The sequence below is a fragment of the Mycobacterium sp. SMC-14 genome, from assembly GCF_046250075.1.
Lineage (GTDB): Bacteria > Actinomycetota > Actinomycetes > Mycobacteriales > Mycobacteriaceae > Mycobacterium.
Window position 1 is genome coordinate 4155360 of the sequence record NZ_CP176429.1, and the last position, 17695, is coordinate 4173054.

The window sequence follows — 17695 nt, forward strand, 5'->3', positions numbered from 1 at the left end:
TCAGCGCGCCGGGCGCAGTTTGCCCCGCTGACTGTCCCGGTTGCGTTCGAACACCAGCCGCAGTCCGTCCAGGGTGAGGTTGGGATCGTGATGGTCGACAGTCTCCAGATCGGCCAACAACAGCGGTGCGGAGTGACCGGTGGCCACCACGGTCACGTCGTCTCCGGCTCCCGCGGCTTCCTCGCGGACCCGGCGAACCAGACCGTCGACCAGACCGGCGAACCCGTAGACCGCACCGGCCTGCATGCATTCGACGGTGTTCTTGCCGATCACCGAGCGCGGCCGGGTGAGTTCGACCCGGCGCAGGCCGGCGGAGCGGGCCGCGGCGGCGTCCGACGAGATCTGGACGCCGGGCGCGATGGCACCGCCCAGGAATTCGCCCTTGGCCGAAACCACATCGACGCAGATCGAAGAACCGAAGTCGACGACGATCGCCGCCGTCTTGAACTTGTGAAACGCGGCCAACCCGTTGACGATCCGGTCAGCCCCCACTTCCTTGGGATTGTCCACCAGCAGTGGGATCCCGGTACGCACACCCGGCTCGATCAACACGGCGGGGATCGAGGGCCAGTACTGGTCGAGCATCAGCCGAACTTCGTGCAGCACCGACGGCACGGTGGACAGTGCGGCGGCACCGGTGAGCTGTTCGCCGTCGTCGCCGATGAGTCCGTCCAGGGTCAGCGCCAGCTCGTCCGCAGTGATCTCCGCCTCGGTCCTGATCCGCCACTGCTGCACGACGTTTCCGTGATCACCGGAGCCGGCGATCAGGCCGATGACGGTGTGGGTGTTGCGGACGTCGATCGCCAGCAGCACGGTTAGCGCACGCTTCTGGGCGAGAGCAGATCCGAGACGTCATCGGGCACGAAGGCCGGGTCATCGCCGAGATCCACCTGCTTGTTCTCGGCGTCGACGAACACGATCCGCGGCCGGTAACGGCGGGCCTCGGCGTCCTCCATGGTGCCGTAGGCGATCAGGATGACCAGGTCGCCGGGATGCACCAGATGCGCTGCCGCACCGTTGATCCCGATGACACCGCTGCCCCGCTCGCCGGTGATGGCGTAGGTCACCAGCCGGGCGCCGTTGTCGATGTCGACGATCGTGACCTGCTCACCCTCGAGCAGGTCGGCGGCGTCCATCAGATCGGCGTCGATGGTCACCGAGCCGACATAGTGCAGGTCCGCATGGGTGACGGTGGCACGGTGAATCTTCGACTTGAGCATCGTCCGAAACATCAATTCCTCCGGGTTTGTGCGGCTAACGCCACGTCGGCGTCGATGGGAAGTCCGAGCGTGATCGCCGCGTTGTCGAGCAGTCGGGTCGAACCCACCCGGGCGGCGATCAGCAGCCGTCCGGGTCCGTCGGTGGGTGCCGGGCCGAGGTCGACCCCTCGTACCTGCAGGTAGTCGACGTCGACGACAGGGACCGCGGACAGCACCGCGGCGGCGGCGTCCAGCGCCGCTGGTGCGCCGGCCGCGGCCGCGCGCTCACCGGCAGCCAGGGCCGCCGACAGGGCCGTCGCCGCTTCACGCTGCGCCGCGTTGAGGTAGCGGTTGCGTGACGACATCGCCAGGCCGTCGGATTCGCGCACGGTGGGCACGCCGACCACGGTCACGTCGAGGTTGAGGTCGGTGACCATCTGCCGCACCAACACCAACTGCTGATAGTCCTTCTCGCCCAAGAACACCCGGTCGGGGCTCACGATCGACAGCAATTTGGCGACCACGGTGAGCATGCCGGCGAAGTGGGTCGGGCGCGCGGCACCTTCGAGTTCGGCTCCCAGCGGACCCGGGTGCACCGCGGTACGCGGGCCGTTCGGGTACATGGCCGCGGCAGTCGGCGTGAAAACCAGGTCTACGCCCGCGGCGCGCAACGCGGTCAGATCGGCATCCAGGGTGCGTGGGTAGGCGTCGAGGTCCTCACCGGCGCCGAACTGCAGCGGGTTGACGAAGATCGACACCGCGACCACCGAACCGGGCACTCGCTGCGCCGCTCGAATCAGCGACAGGTGGCCGTCGTGCAGGGCGCCCATGGTCGGCACCAGCATCACCCGGCGACCGGTCGACCGCAGCGCGCGGCTGACCCGGGCGACATCATCCGGGCGTTCGTAGACGTTGAACCCGCCGGCGGTGAAGGTGGGCTGCGGACCCCGGGACGTGTTCGGGCTCATCGGGCCAGCACCTCCAGTACGTCGTCGGCGGCACCGGCGCGGTGCGCGGTGCGCAGCGCGTTGGTGCGATATGCCTCGGCTAGGTCCGGGTCCACATCGGCCAGGGCGCCCAGGTGCCGGGCCAGGGTGGCCGAGTCGCCGCGGGCCACCGGCCCGGTCAGCGCGGCCCGCCCGTCACGCAGGGTGTTGGCCAGTGCGGCACGCACCAGCGGTCCGAGCACCCGCTCGGCAATCCCGTCCGGGTCATCGGCCGCCACTGAGCCGATCCGCCCCGGCAACGCCGCCCGCAACGCCGCCAGCGCGTCGTCGATCACGGTCACCACATGGTTTCCGCCGTGACAGAGCGCGGCGTGATAGAGGGTGCGGGCGGACTCCTCGACCCGGAACGGCGCGGCGCCGATCTCGCAGGTCAGCGCTTCAGCGACGGCGTAGCCGATCTCGTCGCCAGCGGTGATGCCGAAGCAGCTCTCCGACAACCGGTCGATGTCCTCATCCGAGCCGGTGAAAGTCATCGCGGGATGGATGGCCAGCGGCAGGCAGCCCTGCTGCGTCAGCGGCGCAAGAACGCCGATCCCGGCGGCGCCGGAGGTGTGCACCACGATCGTGCCGGCCCGCACCGCACCGGTGGCGGCCAGGCCGGACACTATGCCGGCCAGTTCGGTGTCGGGAACGGCGAGCAGCAGCAATTCAGCGTCCGCGGCCACATCGGGTGCCGGCCGCACCAGGGTGTCGGGCAGCCGGCGCCGGGCGCGCTGGCGCGACTCCTCGGAGATGGCGCTGCAGGCCACCACCACATGCTCGGCGCGCTCCAGCGCGACACCGAGTGCGGTGCCTACGCGGCCAGCCGAAATGATGCCGACCTTGAGCCGGGCGGGCCGCAGTCCGTCGAACTGCGCCATGCAGACGACCTCACAGGTTCTCTTGGTATTCGTTCCAGTCCCGCGCTGCGGGTACCGGACGGTCGCCGGTGAGTCTATCCCGATCGGTCGCGGCGCTGCGAGTGACGTTGGTCGCAGTTGGCCGCGGATTACCCCTCGCGACGGCGGTGCCGGCGCCCTTCGCCTGCGGTGGGCTGCAGCCGGGCCAGCAGGTCGGCCACCGACTGGCCGCCGGTGCTGGGGCCCTCGGCGCTCCCGTCGGCGCCTGCGGAATGCCGGGACGCGGGCGCACTGGCGTGGGCGGGAGCCGGCGGCTCGGCCGGCTGCGGTTCGGCGGTTACCGGGGGCGTGGCGTCGTCCTGCGCCGGCCGGGCATGGTCGCCGGCCGGCTCCGCCGCGTGCCGGGAGCGCGCCCGCCGGCGCCCCCCTCCCTCGTTGGGTGCCGGCTCGGCGCCGTTGACCGGCGGACCGGCGACGGATTCGGCGGGGTCTGCGTGGCGACCGTGTCGGCTCGGCGCTTCCGCGCTGTGGTCGGGTGCCCCGTGCCGCCCGGTGTCGGCCGGAACCTCCGCGGACCAGTTGCTACCCGGTGCGCCAGGCGGCAGCCATTCCCCTTCGGCACCAACGGGTTTCCAGGATGGGGTCGGCGCGGCGGCCCGGGGAGGCTGGGGGGCCGGCGGGGGCTGCGGCGGTTCCGGCTCACGGCGCGGTTCGGGAGCGATGAAGGGCTGCGGCGGCTGCGCCCAACGGGCGGCGGCCGGTTGCGGTGGCGGCGTCTCGTCGGGGGCCCGCCGTGGTGACTCTTCGGCGCTACGCCGGGGTGTCTCGTCGGCACGCCGGCGATGCGAACCGCGGCGGCCCTCGGCGTGCGGCGCCTGCGGCGCCTGCGGTGTGGGGTTCCCGGCGGCCGGAATCCGCACCTCCGGGACGTCGATGATCGGGTTCTCCGCGGTCTGGGTGACCGAGTCCGGCGGGTACATCGAGGTGGCCGCCGACGCGACTCGGGTCGCGCCGGTGGAGGGTTCTCCGCCCGAGCGCGCCCAGTCGCTGTAGGCACGGACCGGGGTGCGCTCAGGCTCGAGCGCCGGCCGGTGGCTCAGGTCGGCGTCGAAGAGGATCTCCAGGTTGGTGCGCAGCGCTGCCAACTCCGACCGCAGGGCCGCGACCTCGTCGGCGGCCTGCGCCCGCAGTTCAGAGGCCAGCTCACGGCGCAGCTGGGACTCCACCGTCAGCTCATACTCGCGCCGAGCGGAAATCTCGCGATCCAATTGCAGGTCGTACACCAATTTCAGGTCGCGCGCCCGCGCCTGGTCGACATCGCTTTGCCGCCGATAGATCACCGACACGAATGCCGCCGCGACCGCGGCCCACAGCGCGATGATGACTGCCAGTTTGAGCAGCTCCACCCGACTGGTGAACACCAGCGCCGAACTCGCGGCGATCGCAAGAATCAGCAACGCCGTCATCAATGTCCAGCCCGGCCTGCGAACTCCACGCCGACCCGGGGCGCGGGACAGGACCGAATTCATCTGCGCCGCTCCACCTCGTCGCTCTGTCCCGTATCGTTGCTGGCGCGCATTGCCCGACTGTACCTGTACGAGGTCAATCCGCGTGTCGCCCCGCTCCGGCGATTCTTACCCGGCTTGATTTCCGGTCAGCTCGGTGGACGGGCCCGGATCGTGCGGCGATTTGCAGCGGTTCTGCAACCACAGCGCGGCGATGAGCAGAGCCAGCGCGCTGGCCGCCGCGACCACCGCCCCGCCGGTGTCCTGATCCGCGACGTGCAGGGTGGACCGGCGCGGCAGCAGATAGCCGAGCACGCCCAGCCAGAAGCCCAGCACCAGCGCCCCCATCCAGGCCGACGCCTTGGCAACCACCACGGTGCGGGCCACCGCAAGCGGATGCAGCCGGCCGGCTCCGGCGCCGATCTGACCGTCGTCGATCTTCGCGCCGACGTAGCGGCCCCAGGCCAGCTCGGCGATCGCGACCGCCAGCAGCGATATCCCGGTCCACACAGTGATCGGCGGGAACCATCGGTACAGCAGCGGGACCGCCAGGTAGCTGATGATCGCGACCACGGCGGCCGCGGCGGCCACGTCACGCTTGCGAGTCGGGCCCATCAGAGCTGCAGCCCCGAATCGGTGAGCGACACCCCGGCCCGCTCCGCCGGTTCCAGCTCGTCGAGCAGATCCGTCACCGCACGCGGCCGGCCGCCCACCGTGAGTCGTGCCTGCGGCTCTACCGCCAGCCAGGGCACCAGTACGAACGCACGCAGATGGGCCCGGGGATGGGGCAACGTCAGCTCGTCGTCGTCCGACAGCACCTCCGTGCCCCCGGTGTCGTGGCAGCTGATCACGTCGACATCCAGGGTCCGCGGCCCCCATCGCTGGATGCGCACCCGCTCGGCCGCCTGCTCCAGTTCGTGCGCGCGGCGCAACCAGCCGTGCGCATCGGTGGCCGGGTCCTCGACGATCAGCACCGCATTGAGGAAGGGCCCCTGTTCGACGCCGCCCCACGCCTGCGTCTCGTACACCCCCGATACGGCGCGCACGGCCGGGCTCAGGCCGTCGACCGCCGACTGGATCAGGGCCAACCGGTCCCCCAGGTTGGACCCAATGGAAAGAACCGCGCGACTCACGCCGGAACCACCTTGCCGCGCCGGTCGCTGCGTGAGCGCCGCGCCACCACCGCGACGTCGGCGAAGGTGAGCGGGATGGGGGCGTGCGGCTTGTGCAGCGTCACCTCCACGGCCTGCACTCGTGCGTCGCCCATCACCTCCTCGGCGATCTCAGCGGCGACGGTCTCGATGAGATCGCGAGCCGGGCCGGCGATGATATTCGCGGCGCGCTGCGCGAGCAGTCCGTAGTCGTAGGTGTCGGCCAAGTTGTCACTGGTCGCCGCGGCGGCGAGGTCCATCCAGACCGTGATGTCGACGATGAAGTCCTGGCCGTCAGCCCGCTCGTGCTCGAACACACCGTGATTGCCACGAACCTTCAAGCCGCGCAGCTCAATCCGATCAGTCACGGCTCGCACCTCCTTGGCTCCAGGCTCCCAGGACACGTAGCGCGTCGACCGAGGCTCGCACGTCGTGCACCCGCACGCCCCAGGCGCCGTGCAGCCCGGACAACGCCGATATCACCGCGGTGGCCGTTTCGCGCTCGTCGGGCGGCCGCGGCGTACCGTCCTCGCTGGCCAGCAGCGTACCGAGAAACCGCTTGCGTGACGCGCCAACCAGAACCGGCACGCCGAGACCGACCAATTGCGGCAGCCCATGCAGCAGGGCCCAATTGTGTTGCGCGGTCTTGGCGAAGCCCAGGCCAGGATCGATGATCAGCTGCGAGGGATCCACACCGGCGGCCACAGCCGTGTCGACGGAGGCGAGCAGATCCTCACGGACCTCGGCCGCCACGTCGCGGTAGCACGGCACCCGATGTGGATTGTCCGGATCGACCGGCCGCCAATGCATCAGCACCCATCGTGCACCCGAGGAAGCCAACAGCGGTGCCATGGCCGGGTCGGCGGCTCCTCCGGACACGTCGTTGACGATCGTGGCGCCGGCGTCCAGCGCGGCATCGGCGACGGCGGCGTTCATCGTATCGATGCTGACGGTGATACCTTGCTCAGCAAGTTGTTTCACGACCGGAACGACCCGCTGAGCCTCCGCCCGCGGATCGGCACGCAGCGCGCCCGGCCGGGTCGATTCACCCCCCACGTCGATGATCGCCGCACCCTGGTCCGCCAGCCGGCAGCCGTGCGCAACGGCACGGTCGACGTTGAGGTAGCGGCCGCCGTCGGAGAACGAGTCGGCGGTGACGTTGACCACCCCGACGACCTGCACGCGTGTCGGGCTCACTTGCGCCGAATGAGTTCCAGGGCCTCAGCGCGCGACGTGCTGTCGGATTTGAACTGTCCGCGGACCGCCGACGTAGTGGTGATCGCACCGGGCTTGCGCACTCCGCGCATCGCCATGCAGAGGTGCTCAGCCTCGACCACCACGATGACTCCGCGTGGATTGAGTTTGCGCATCAGGGCGTCGGCAACCTGCGCGGTCAACCGCTCCTGCACCTGCGGCCGCTTCGCGTAGAGATCCACCACCCGCGCCAGCTTGGACAGACCGGTGATCCGGCCGTCGTAGCCGGGGATGTACCCGACGTGCGCGACACCGTGAAAAGACACCAGGTGGTGCTCGCAGGTCGAGTAGAGCGGGATCTCCTTGACGATCACCAACTCTTCGTGCTGCTCGTCGAAGGTGGTCTCCAGCACCGCGTCCGGGTCGGTGTAGAGCCCGGCGAACATCTCCTGATAGGCCCGTGCGACCCGCGCCGGAGTGTCGAGCAGGCCCGCCCGGTCGGGGTCTTCGCCCACCGCGAGCAGCAGCTCGCGCACGGCGGCCTCGGCCCGCGCCTGATCGAAAATTGCCGACGTCATCGTCGACCCCGCTTTCTCAGTCACCGGACGGCTGCTCGGACCGCTTGTTCTCCGTGCCACGACCACCGCCATCGGCCTCACCGGACGATGCCGGCGGTGGCGGCGGCTGGCCGGCACCGGGGTACGGCTGGGGCCGGTGCTGATAGGGCGGGTAGTGCTGGGCGGGCGGGTAACCACTGGGCGGCCAGTGCTGAGGCGGATACCAGTAGCCGCCCTGCTGCTGGGGCTGCGACTGCTGGGAGGGCGGCCAACCCGGCGCGTGCCAGCCCGCCGGGGCCCCATAGTCCGGTTGGGTGCCCGCGTCACCGCCGGCGGGCACACCGTTGCTGCCGTTGGGCCCGGCTTCACCCGCCCGGGCCGCCGCCTCCCGGGACGCCTGAGCGATGGCGGCCTTGAACGCCGGTTCCGGCTTCGGCTGCGGCCACGGCTCGCCACGCTCGATGGCCAGCTCACCGGGGGTCTTGATCGGCGGCTTGTCGGACGGGACCCGCCCGCCGAAGTCGTCGAACGCCGTCAGCCGGGGCCGCTTGTTCACGTCGCCGAAGATCTTCTCCAGGTCGGCGCGGTGCAGCGTCTCCTTCTCCAACAGCTCGCCGGCCAGGATGTCGAGGACATCGCGGTATTCGGTGAGGATCTCCCAGGCCTCGGTGTGCGCGGCCTCGATCAGTTTGCGTACCTCGTCGTCGATGTCGCGGGCCACTTCGTGCGAGTAGTCGGCCTGCTTACCCATCGCACGTCCGACGAACGGATCGCCGTGGTCGGTGCCGTAGCGAACCGCGCCGAGCTTGGCGCTCATGCCGTATTCGGTGACCATGGCCCGCGCGACCGCGGTGGCCTTCTCGATGTCGGAGACCGCTCCGGTGGTCGGCTCGCGGAACACCAGTTCTTCGGCGGCGCGCCCGCCCATGGCGAAGACCAGCTGGGCGATCATCTCCGAGCGGGTGCGCAGTCCCTTGTCTTCCTCGGGCACCGCCACCGCGTGCCCGCCGGTACGGCCGCGAGCCAGGATGGTGACCTTGTAGACCGGGTCGATGTCGGGCATCGCCCACGCCGCCAGGGTGTGGCCGCCCTCGTGGTAAGCAGTGATCTTCTTCTCGTGTTCGCTGATGATCCGGCCCTTGCGCCGGGGGCCGCCGATCACCCGGTCCACCGCTTCTTCCAGTGCCGCGCCGGTGATGACGGTGCCGTTCTCGCGCGCGGTCAGCAGCGCCGCTTCGTTGATCACGTTGGCCAGATCGGCGCCGGACATGCCGACGGTGCGCTTGGCCAGCCCATCCAGGTCGGCGTCAGGGCCGATCGGCTTGCCCGCCGAATGCACCCGCAACACCGCCCGCCGCCCGGCGATGTCGGGGTTGGTCACCGGGATCTGGCGGTCGAACCGGCCGGGGCGCAGCAGCGCGGGGTCGAGGATGTCGGGCCGGTTGGTGGCCGCGATCAGGATGACCCCGGCCCGCTCGCCGAACCCGTCCATCTCGACCAGCAATTGGTTGAGGGTCTGCTCCCGCTCGTCGTGTCCACCGCCCATGCCGGCGCCGCGCTGGCGGCCGACGGCGTCGATCTCGTCCACGAACACGATGCACGGGCTGTTCTGTTTGGCCTGTTCGAACAGGTCCCGCACCCGGGAGGCACCGACGCCGACGAACATCTCCACGAAGTCCGAGCCGGAGATGGTGAAGAAGGGCACGCCTGCCTCACCGGCGACCGCGCGGGCCAGCAGCGTCTTACCGGTGCCGGGCGGGCCGTAGAGCAGCACGCCTTTGGGGATCTTGGCGCCCAGGGCTTGGTAGCGGCCCGGGTTCTGCAGGAAGTCTTTGATCTCGTAGAGCTCTTCGACCGCCTCATCCACGCCGGCGACGTCGGCGAAGGTGGTCTTGGGCATGTCCTTGCCCAGCTGTTTGGCCCGTGATTTGCCCATGCCGAAGCCCATGCGGGCACCGCCCTGCATGCGGGAGAACATCACGAACAACCCGATCAGCAGCAACATCGGCAACATGTAGATCAGCAGTGACCCGAGCAGGCTGCCCTGGTTCACCACGGTGTTGATCTGGGCCTTCTTCGCCGTCAACGCGGTGTAGAGCGGAACCGCGTACCCGGTCGGGTACTTGGTGATCAGCTTGTCGACCTTCTCGGCCCGGCCGGGCTTGTCGGCTTTGCCCGACTGGCCGGCCTTGTCGGTCACCTCGACACTGGTGAGCGGAGTCTTCAGGACCAGCCGCAGCTGTTGCTCGCGGTCGTCGAGCTGGGCGCTCTTGACGTTGCCGCTGTGGATCTGGGCCACCGCCACCGAGGTGTCGACCGGCTTGTATCCGCGGGTGTCGTCACTGAAATAGAAGAACGACCAACCGAGCAGCAACACCACTGCGATCGCGGTTACGGTGCGGATCACGTTTTTGCGATTCATCAGACATCGGCCGGGCGCGGCCAAATCCTTCCAATACATGCAGCTGGGCATGTTCAGGCTACCGTCCCTTGCGGTTAACCTGCCTGGCCGGACTCGGGAACCCTGTTCGATCCCGGCCCGGTTGTGCTTTGGTGTGACGGTGGCTCCCGCAATCGAACGAGCAACTCAACGATTCGTCGACACCAACGGCGTGACCCTGCGGGTCACCGAAGCGGGCGAGCGAAACGGGCCCAGTGCCCCGGTCATCCTCTTGGCGCACGGATTCCCGGAGTTGGCCTTCTCCTGGCGACATCAGATCCCGGCCCTGGCCGACGCGGGCTTTCACGTGCTGGCCCCCGATCAGCGCGGCTACGGCGGCTCGTCGCGACCCGACGAGATCGCGGCCTACGACATGGCAGCACTCACCGGCGATCTGGTCGGCCTGTTGGACGACGTCGGCGCCGAGCAGGCAATCTGGATCGGCCACGATTGGGGCGGTCCGGTGGTGTGGAACGCCGCGCAGTTGCACCCCGAGCGGGTGGCCGCGGTGGTGGGGCTCAGCGTGCCGCCGGTGCCCCGCCCGCAACTGCCGCCGACCGAGGCGTTCGCCAAGGTCTTCGGCGAGAACTTCTTCTACATGCTCTATTTCCAGGAACCGGGCGTCGCCGATGCGGAACTGGATGCCGATCCCGCCCGCACCATGCGCCGGATGATGGGCAGCCTCAGCCCGGCCGACCACGACACGGCGCTGCTGATGGTCGCGCCCGGGCCGATGGGTTTCATCGATCGACTGGCCGAGCCGGCGGCGCGACCGGAGTGGATCAGCGCCACCGAACTGGACCACTACATCGCCGAATTCACCCGCACCGGGTTCACCGGTGGGCTGAACTGGTACCGCAACCTCGACCGCAACTGGGAGATCATGACCAATCCGGCCGCCGCCACCATCGACGTCCCGACCATGTTCATCGCCGGATCCGCCGACCCGGTGCTGACCTTCACCCGCCGCGACCGGGCCGCCGAGCTGGTGACCGGCCCCTACCGCGAGGTGATCATCGACGGCGCCGGCCACTGGCTGCAGCAGGAGCGGCCTGACGAGGTCAACACGGTGCTGCTGGAATTTCTGGCGGGCCTGCCGGCGGGAGCGGCATCGTGACCGCCCGGCCGCTGCGCTTCGGGGTCTTCATCACGCCGTTTCACGCGCTAGGTCAATCACCGACGGTCGCACTGGAATATGACCTGGAACGCGTCGTCGCTCTGGACCGGCTGGGCTTCGACGAAGCCTGGTTCGGCGAACACCATTCGGGCGGCTACGAGCTCATCGCCTGCCCCGAGGTGTTCATCGCCGCGGCCGCGGAGCGCACCAAGCACATCCGGCTGGGCACCGGCGTGGTTTCGCTGCCCTATCACCACCCGTTGATGGTGGCCGACCGTTGGGTACTGCTGGATCATCTGACGCGCGGCCGAGTGATGTTCGGCGCGGGGCCGGGCGCCCTGCCCACCGACGCCCACATGATGGGCATCGATCCCGTCGAGCAGCGCCGGATGATGCAGGAGTCCCTGGAGGCGATCCTGGCACTGTTCCGGGCTGAGCCGGGCGAATTGATCACCCGGCATTCGGACTGGTTCACCCTGCGCGACGCGGCCCTGCATATTCGCCCTTACACCTGGCCATACCCGGAAGTTTCTGCGGCCGCTATGATTTCGCCGTCCGGCCCGCGGTTGGCCGGCGCGCTGGGCACTTCACTGCTGTCCCTGTCGATGTCGGTGCCGGGCGGCTTCGCTGCACTGGAGAACACCTGGCAGGTGGTGTGCGATCAGGCCGCCAAGGCCGGCCGCGACGAGCCGGATCGGGGTGACTGGCGGGTGCTGAGCATCATGCACATCGCCGACACCCGCGAGCAGGCGGTGGCCGACTGCACATACGGGCTGCAGGATTTCGCGAACTACTTCGGCGCGGCCGGGTTCGTACCGCTGGCAAGCGAAGTCGAAGGATCGCCGCAGACGCCGACCGAGTTCGTCGAGGCGTACGCCGCGGCCGGGAGTAGCTGCATCGGCACCCCCGATGACGCGATCGAACACATCACCGGGCTGTTGGAGCGCTCCGGAGGATTCGGAACCTTGCTGTTCCTCGGGCACGACTGGGCCTCACCCGAGGCCACGTATCACAGCTACGAGCTGTTGGCTCGCAAGGTGATTCCCCACTTCAAGGGCCAGCTCACCGCGCCTAGGGCGTCGCACGAATGGGCCCGCGGCATGCGCGACTCACTGTTCGGCCGGGTCGGCGAGGCGATCACGAACGCCGTCGTCGAGCACGTGGCCGAGTCCGCGCCCCCCGAAACGGATAGTTCGCACTGATGCGCGCGGCGGTGCTGCGCGACGGGCGGATGATCTACCGCGACGACGTGCCCGAGCCGACGCCCGGTCCGGGCCAGGTGCTCGTCGAGGTGACCGCCTGCGGCATCTGCGGATCAGACCTGCATTTCGCCTCGCATGGCGAGCAGGTGCTGGCCGCGACGCAGGCCATGTCCGGCAGCCCGTCCTCCCGTGCGTCCGTCGATCTGGGCGCCGATATCTTCATGGGCCACGAGTTCAGTGCGACGGTGCTCGAAGCCGGTCCCGGCACCGACACGTTTGCCGCCGGAACACCGATCACCTCCATACCGGTCCTGCTGGCCGCCAAGGGTATTGAACCGATCGTCTACTCCAACACCACGGTGGGCGGCTACGCCGAGAAGATGCTGCTGTCGGCCCCGCTGCTGGTGCCGATCCCCAACGGGCTGGATCCCCGCCACGCCGCGCTGACCGAACCGATGGCGGTGGGCCTGCACGCGGTCAACAAATCCGGCATCGCGGCCGGCGAGACTGCGCTGGTGCTGGGCTGCGGACCGATCGGGATGGCGATCATCGCCGCCTTGCGCACCGCAGGGGTGGAAGACATTGCGGCCGCTGACTATTCGCCCGCCCGGCGAGGACTTGCCGCCAGAATGGGTGCGCATCGCACGCTCGATCCGGCGCAGGGCTCGCCGTTCGACACCGTCACCCCGAAGGTGATCTTCGAGGCGGTCGGGGTGCCGGGCATCATCGACGACGTGCTGCGGCGAGCGCCGGTGGGCAGCCGGCTAGTGGTGGCCGGCGTGTGCATGGAATCTGACACCGTGCACCCGTTCTACGGCATCGCCAAGGAAATCAGCGTGCAGTTCGTACTGGCCTACGACCCGGCGGAATTCGCCGCGTCACTGCGGGCCATCGCCGAGGGCCACATCGATGTGGCACCGCTGATCACCGGCGAGGTCGGACTCGACGGCGTGGGCGCGGCCTTCGACGAGCTGGCCGACCCCGACCGGCACTGCAAGATCCTGGTTACCCCGTAGCCGAAGCGCCCAGCCACGCCTTCGGGAAGCCACCGGCGTCGACCAGCTGCTTCGACCACCCTCCCACCAGTTCCACCAATTCACCCAGGTCGTCACCGAGGCGGCCCACGACCGGAGCACATGCCGCATCGGTTGACGTCTCGACCGCCTCGCGCGCGGCGCGCCCGGCATCGCTGAGCACGCCGGCGCGCGCCAGGCCGCGCTCTGCCAGCCGGGCCTCACCCCCGGCCAAGTCGTCATCGCTCCACGCCCGGGACCGGACGTAGGTGCGCGGCGGGAATCCGCGATAGAGCTCGGTGATCAGTCCGATCTCGACGGCATCGAATCCCGCTGCGACCCAGGCGTTCACGTGCGCGTCGCCACGGAATTCGCGGAGCTGGTCGGCCAACAGCCAGGCATCGGTCAGCGGCTCACCGGCCAGACCGTCGGCAACCAGCCCGGCGAACAGCGGCTTGCCGGCCACCGAGAGACCATCCACGGCGCGGCGCAGCAGCTCCACGGCGCGCTCAATGCCGTCGGGAGCTGCACCCAGGACCCGGCGCAGCTGAGCCACCGCACCCTCGGTACGCGCCGCTCGGATGGTCGGCGCATCGGTCAGCTTCCAGCCGTAACCGACGGCGGGAACGACCACGGCCGGATTGAACACCCCGAACGTCGCGGCGATCACGTCGCCGGGCGCCTGGCCCAGCGCGGAACCCCGGCTGCAGAAGTACGCTGGCCCGTCCGGCATTTCGACCCCATCGGTTGTTGCGGGGCTGGCGCCGAAACCGAGTGCCGCGTAGCCGCGGTGACACTCCGGGGAGAAGTACACCTGGCCGGCGAACGGCTCGATGGCGCTGGACAGGGCTCGCGACGGCGCGGAGGTCATCGCCTCAGTGTGCCGCATGGATCTTTTCCGCCGGTGTCTGCGTCGACTCCGATAAGGTGCCACTCATGCCGACACACAGTGCCCGGATGGTTCTCCGCTGGTCGATGACGCTGGCGCTGGCCGGCGTGGCCGCGCTCGCGATGGCCGGCTGCGACGCCGCACCGGGCGGCAGCGGGACGGACATCCCACGTCAGGTGACTGTGGTGGGCACCGGCGAGGTCCAGGGGGTGCCTGACACGCTGACCACCGAGGCGGGGATCGAGTTCGTCGCCGGAGATGTCACCAGCGCGATGAACCAGACCAGCGAGCGTCAGCAGGCGGTGATCGACGCACTGGTGGACGCCGGCGTGGACCGCAAGGACATCAGCACCACTCAGGTCAGCCTGCAGCCGCAGTACGGCAATCCCGACGCCAGCGGGTCGGCGAACATCACCGGTTACCGCGCCGGCAACACCATCCGGGTCAAGGTCGAGCGCGATTCCGCCTCCCAGGTGCTGGCGGTCATCGTGCGGGCCGGCGGCGACGCCACCCGGATCAATGGGGTGAGCTACTCCATCGAGGACGACTCGGCATTGGTGCGCGGCGCCCGGGAGCGGGCCTTCAACGACGCCAAGGACCGCGCCGAGCAGTACGCCCAGCTGTCGGGCCTGCGGCTCGGACAGGTGATCTCGATCTCCGAGATCGCCGGAGGAACGCCGCCGCCGATGCCGGTGGGGATGCCGATGCCCCGCGCGATGGCCGCCGCTCCCCCGGTCGAGCCAGGACAGCAGACCGTGAGCTTCACCGTGACGGCGATCTGGGAGCTGAGCTAAGACTCCCAACCTTCTGATCCGTAGTCAGATCTCACTCCACAGCCTTCCGGCAGTGACCGCAGTTATCCACAACTGGCGACCCTGTCAGAAAGTTTGAGTCAGTGGAGACGCGTACAATCGAACATATGTGGCGCTCCTAGGGTTCTAGTGGGCGCCTTTTCCCTGCTCAGGGCGATATTGGTCTGCGCTGCAATAGGATTTGACGGTTCGTCGGTGAAATGAGGGACGCGCACGCGGTGCGCCTCTAGGTTTCGGGGTTACCACACCAACCTCAACCGCAAGGAACGATCCGCGTGCGCGTCAGTACTGCATTTAACCGCCTATTGCAGATTCCCGGAGCCACGGTCACCGATGTCGCCATCGACGGCGGTGAGATCGAGGTCAGCCTGCGCCCAAAGGCCAGGCTGCTGCGCTGCCCATGCGGCAAACACTCACGGTCCATTTATGACCGCCGGCGCCGGCGCTGGCGCCATCTGGATTTGGCTCGATCACAGCTGTGGCTGGTCTACGAGATTCGCCGCATCGACTGCCCAGACTGCGGGGTGATCACCGAAGAACTGCCCTGGGCCCGTCCCGGCGCGCGTCATACCCGCGACTTCGAGGACATGGTGCTCTGGCTGGCCCAACGCACCGACCGCACCTCGGTGGCCACGTTAATGCGCTGCGCCTGGGAAACCGTCACCGCGATCATCACCCGCGGCGTGGCCGAGCTGCTTGATCAGCGCCGCCTGCAGACGCTCTACCGCATCGGGGTCGACGAGATCTGCTACCGCCACCCCCACCGATACCTGACCATCATCGGCGACCACGACACCGGAACCGTCGTCGACATCCAACCCGGCCGCAGCGAGCAATCACTGACCAACTTCTATGCCGCCCAGACGGATTGCTCACTGGCACAGATCGAAGCCGTCAGCATGGACGTCTCAGCCGCCTACACCGCCGCCACCACCGCAGCGGTCCCACACGCGACCATCTGCTACGACGGCTTCCACATCATGCAATGGGTCAACCGTGCCCTGGACCGCGTCTTCGCCGAATCGATCCGCCTACCCGGGTACGCCACAGCGGACTGGAAAGCCGCCCGATGGGCGCTGCGTACCGGCGAGAACAAACTCAACGACGAAAAACGCGCCCTGGTCAACCAGATCGCACGCACCAACCGTCGTATAGGCCGAGCCTGGACCCTCAAAGAACAAGCGCGCGACCTCTACCGCTACGACCACGAACCCGGTGTCGCCCGCAGATTGCTCAAAGCCTGGATCACCGCAGCCAAGCGTTCCCGCATCCCCGCGTTCGTCGCGCTGGGAAAACGCTTCGAGGCTTACTTCGAACCCATTCTGGCCGCGATCGAACTCGGCATCAGCAACGCCCTCATCGAAGGCATCAACGCCAAGATCCGACTCATCAACGCCCGCGGCTACGGACACCACTCCGCCCAAACCCTGAGCTCAATGATCTACCTCTGCCTCGGCGGCCTACACCCCAAACTCCCCACACAAACCTGAGGAGTCGCACATATGTTCGAACGAACGCTTCCCTCCGCGGAGTCGGTCGCGCGGCTCAGTGAGCGGTTTGAGCGGCGTTATCCGTCGGTGACGCCGGAGTCGGCTGCGTTGGTGGAGCGGATCTGTGCGGCGGGTCGGGCGGAGAATCGGGCGGCGGCGGCGCAGTTGGTGGCGATCGGGGAGTTGTTTGCGCTGCGGTTGAGTCGCTGTGGTGAGACGCAGGAGTGGGCGGTCGATACTGAGGCGGCGGTGGCTGCTGAGGTGGCGGCGGCGTTGCGGATCAGTCAGGGGTTGGCGGGCAGTCGGTTGCACTATGCGCGGGCGATGCGTGAGCAGTTGCCGCAGGTGGCGGAGGTGTTCAAGGCCGGCGACATCGATATGAGGTTGTTTCAGACGATGGTGTATCGCACGGATCTGATTGCTAATCGTGAGGTGTTGGCGCTGGTCGATGGCCAGTTGGCGGCGCAGGTGGTGCGTTGGCCGTCCCTGACCAGGAGTCGGTTGGCGGGAAAGATCGACAAGATCGTGGCCAAGGCCGACGCTGATGCGGTGCGGCGCCGCAAGGAGCGCCAAGCGGAGCGGAAGATCGGGTTTCAGGACCAAGAGGGCGGGCTCTCGGAGGTTTACGGCAGCTTGTTCACCCCCGATGCCCGTGCCCTGGGGAAGGCGCTGGATGCGTTGGCGGCCACGGTGTGTGAGCACGATCCACGCACGCGGGAGCAGCGGCGTGCCGATGCGATGGGGGCGTTGGCGGCGCGGGCGGATCGGCTGGGTTGCCGGTGCGGGCGTCCGGATTGTGTGGCGGGGGGGCGTGCGGCAGTGTCGCCGGTGGTGATTCATGTGATCGCTGAGCAGGCCACCGTGGATGGGACTGGTGATGAGCCGGGTTCGTTGGTGGAGGCTGATGGGCTGATCCCGCCGGAGTTGATCGCCGAGCTCGCCCGATCGGCCCGGTTGGTGTCGTTGATGCATCCCGGCGATGCCCCGCCGGAGTCGGGGTATGTGCCTTCGAAGGCGCTGGCGGACTTTGTGCGGTGCCGGGACATGACGTGCCGCTGGCCCGGTTGTGACCGTCCGGCGCTCGAGTGCGACATCGACAGAGATGATGAGGTGTCACCCGCGACGGCGGCCTGACTCTGACCTCGATTGGCGCCGGTGGGCTGTCCTTGTGTGGATCTGTCGACCGCCGTCGTGGGTGACGCGCTCGACGTCACCGACGTGACGGCTGTGACTTCATAGGAGCTTGCGCCACAAGCACCCATCTCTGTCTTGTCCAACCG

17 protein-coding genes and 1 pseudogene are annotated in these 17695 nt (G+C 68.7%); 6 read left to right on the forward strand and 12 right to left on the reverse strand.

From position 1 onward, the window contains the following. The 11 genes from ACKY0W_RS19745 to ftsH all read right to left on the reverse strand — a co-directional run bounded on the left by ACKY0W_RS19745 (nucleotide 1) and on the right by ftsH (nucleotide 9874). Complete coding sequence (locus tag ACKY0W_RS19745; protein WP_406759689.1) at nucleotides 1-813, reverse strand: type III pantothenate kinase; 813 nt, start codon at nucleotides 811-813, stop codon at nucleotides 1-3. A 2-nt stretch (nucleotides 814-815) separates the two neighbouring features. Then, nucleotides 816-1232 carry an aspartate 1-decarboxylase gene (gene panD / locus ACKY0W_RS19750; RefSeq protein WP_406759688.1) on the reverse strand — a complete coding sequence of 139 codons (417 nt, stop codon included), beginning with the start codon at nucleotides 1230-1232 and terminating at the stop codon, nucleotides 816-818. Then, the gene (gene panC / locus ACKY0W_RS19755) at nucleotides 1232-2167 is read right to left on the reverse strand and encodes a pantoate--beta-alanine ligase (protein ID WP_409435462.1); all 936 of its coding nucleotides are present in this window, start codon (nucleotides 2165-2167) and stop codon (nucleotides 1232-1234) included. The genes panD and panC overlap by 1 nt, the downstream gene beginning before the upstream one ends. Next, nucleotides 2164-3066, reverse strand: coding sequence for a Rossmann-like and DUF2520 domain-containing protein (locus ACKY0W_RS19760; RefSeq protein ID WP_409435463.1), 903 nt, complete (start codon nucleotides 3064-3066; stop codon nucleotides 2164-2166). Before ACKY0W_RS19760 ends, panC begins: the two co-directional genes overlap by 4 nt. 128 nt (nucleotides 3067-3194) lie before the next feature. Further along, the gene (locus tag ACKY0W_RS19765; RefSeq protein ID WP_409435464.1) at nucleotides 3195-4574 is read right to left on the reverse strand and encodes a DUF6779 domain-containing protein; all 1380 of its coding nucleotides are present in this window, start codon (nucleotides 4572-4574) and stop codon (nucleotides 3195-3197) included. A 105-nt stretch (nucleotides 4575-4679) separates the two neighbouring features. Next, nucleotides 4680-5165, reverse strand: a complete 486-nt coding sequence (locus ACKY0W_RS19770; protein ID WP_409435465.1) for a DUF3180 domain-containing protein — start codon at nucleotides 5163-5165, stop codon at nucleotides 4680-4682. Further along, on the reverse strand, nucleotides 5165-5683 hold the full coding sequence (folK, locus tag ACKY0W_RS19775; protein WP_409435466.1) for a 2-amino-4-hydroxy-6-hydroxymethyldihydropteridine diphosphokinase: 519 nt from the start codon (nucleotides 5681-5683) through the stop codon (nucleotides 5165-5167). Before folK ends, ACKY0W_RS19770 begins: the two co-directional genes overlap by 1 nt. Then, entirely contained in the window at nucleotides 5680-6069 is a 390-nt protein-coding gene (gene folB, locus ACKY0W_RS19780; protein ID WP_409435467.1) for a dihydroneopterin aldolase, read from the reverse strand. The genes folK and folB overlap by 4 nt, the downstream gene beginning before the upstream one ends. Then, nucleotides 6062-6898: a dihydropteroate synthase gene (gene folP, locus ACKY0W_RS19785; protein WP_409435468.1), complete on the reverse strand. Its 837-nt coding sequence runs from the start codon at nucleotides 6896-6898 to the stop codon at nucleotides 6062-6064. The genes folB and folP overlap by 8 nt, the downstream gene beginning before the upstream one ends. After that, on the reverse strand, nucleotides 6895-7473 hold the full coding sequence (folE, locus tag ACKY0W_RS19790; protein ID WP_406759782.1) for a GTP cyclohydrolase I FolE: 579 nt from the start codon (nucleotides 7471-7473) through the stop codon (nucleotides 6895-6897). The genes folP and folE overlap by 4 nt, the downstream gene beginning before the upstream one ends. A gap of 16 nt (nucleotides 7474-7489) precedes the next feature. Further along, on the reverse strand, nucleotides 7490-9874 hold the full coding sequence (gene ftsH, locus ACKY0W_RS19795) for an ATP-dependent zinc metalloprotease FtsH (protein WP_409435469.1): 2385 nt from the start codon (nucleotides 9872-9874) through the stop codon (nucleotides 7490-7492). 139 nt (nucleotides 9875-10013) lie between these two features. On the opposite strand from ftsH, the gene ACKY0W_RS19800 reads away from it, so the two are divergent. The 3 genes from ACKY0W_RS19800 to ACKY0W_RS19810 are packed head-to-tail and all read left to right on the forward strand — an operon-like array spanning nucleotide 10014 to nucleotide 13227. Beyond that, a complete protein-coding gene (locus ACKY0W_RS19800) occupies nucleotides 10014-11009 on the forward strand; it encodes an alpha/beta fold hydrolase (protein WP_409435470.1) in 996 nt (331 codons plus the stop codon). Continuing rightward, nucleotides 11006-12211, forward strand: a complete 1206-nt coding sequence (locus ACKY0W_RS19805) for an LLM class flavin-dependent oxidoreductase (protein ID WP_409435471.1) — start codon at nucleotides 11006-11008, stop codon at nucleotides 12209-12211. Before ACKY0W_RS19800 ends, ACKY0W_RS19805 begins: the two co-directional genes overlap by 4 nt. After that, complete coding sequence (locus tag ACKY0W_RS19810) at nucleotides 12211-13227, forward strand: zinc-binding dehydrogenase (protein ID WP_409435472.1); 1017 nt, start codon at nucleotides 12211-12213, stop codon at nucleotides 13225-13227. The genes ACKY0W_RS19805 and ACKY0W_RS19810 overlap by 1 nt, the downstream gene beginning before the upstream one ends. Here ACKY0W_RS19810 and ACKY0W_RS19815 read toward each other — a convergent pair. Beyond that, nucleotides 13217-14095: an SCO6745 family protein gene (locus ACKY0W_RS19815; protein WP_409435473.1), complete on the reverse strand. Its 879-nt coding sequence runs from the start codon at nucleotides 14093-14095 to the stop codon at nucleotides 13217-13219. The two genes, ACKY0W_RS19810 and ACKY0W_RS19815, sit on opposite strands and share 11 nt — an antisense overlap. Before the next feature lie 65 nt (nucleotides 14096-14160). On the opposite strand from ACKY0W_RS19815, the gene ACKY0W_RS19820 reads away from it, so the two are divergent. The 3 genes and pseudogenes from ACKY0W_RS19820 to ACKY0W_RS19830 form a co-directional block, all read left to right on the forward strand. Further along, the gene (locus ACKY0W_RS19820; protein ID WP_409435474.1) at nucleotides 14161-14907 is read left to right on the forward strand and encodes an SIMPL domain-containing protein; all 747 of its coding nucleotides are present in this window, start codon (nucleotides 14161-14163) and stop codon (nucleotides 14905-14907) included. A gap of 323 nt (nucleotides 14908-15230) precedes the next feature. After that, complete coding sequence (locus ACKY0W_RS19825; protein ID WP_409434498.1) at nucleotides 15231-16415, forward strand: ISL3 family transposase; 1185 nt, start codon at nucleotides 15231-15233, stop codon at nucleotides 16413-16415. Nucleotides 16416-16427: 12 nt separating this feature from the next. Further along, nucleotides 16428-17513: pseudogene (locus ACKY0W_RS19830) on the forward strand (13E12 repeat family protein); the annotation flags it as partial. Nucleotides 17514-17695: the final 182 nt, after the last annotated feature.

Bases quoted from the DNA above. Each gene is read 5' to 3' on its own strand.
- panD (WP_406759688.1), bottom strand. From the start codon at position 1,232: ATGTTTCGGACGATGCTCAAGTCGAAGATTCACCGTGCCACCGTCACC.
- panC (WP_409435462.1), bottom strand. From the start codon at position 2,167: ATGAGCCCGAACACGTCCCGGGGTCCGCAGCCCACCTTCACCGCCGGC.
- ACKY0W_RS19760 (WP_409435463.1), bottom strand. From the start codon at position 3,066: ATGGCGCAGTTCGACGGACTGCGGCCCGCCCGGCTCAAGGTCGGCATC.
- ACKY0W_RS19765 (WP_409435464.1), bottom strand. From the start codon at position 4,574: ATGAATTCGGTCCTGTCCCGCGCCCCGGGTCGGCGTGGAGTTCGCAGG.
- ACKY0W_RS19770 (WP_409435465.1), bottom strand. From the start codon at position 5,165: ATGGGCCCGACTCGCAAGCGTGACGTGGCCGCCGCGGCCGCCGTGGTC.
- folE (WP_406759782.1), bottom strand. From the start codon at position 7,473: ATGACGTCGGCAATTTTCGATCAGGCGCGGGCCGAGGCCGCCGTGCGC.
- ftsH (WP_409435469.1), bottom strand. From the start codon at position 9,874: ATGAATCGCAAAAACGTGATCCGCACCGTAACCGCGATCGCAGTGGTG.
- ACKY0W_RS19810 (WP_409435472.1), top strand. From the start codon at position 12,211: ATGCGCGCGGCGGTGCTGCGCGACGGGCGGATGATCTACCGCGACGAC.
- ACKY0W_RS19815 (WP_409435473.1), bottom strand. From the start codon at position 14,095: ATGACCTCCGCGCCGTCGCGAGCCCTGTCCAGCGCCATCGAGCCGTTC.
- ACKY0W_RS19820 (WP_409435474.1), top strand. From the start codon at position 14,161: ATGCCGACACACAGTGCCCGGATGGTTCTCCGCTGGTCGATGACGCTG.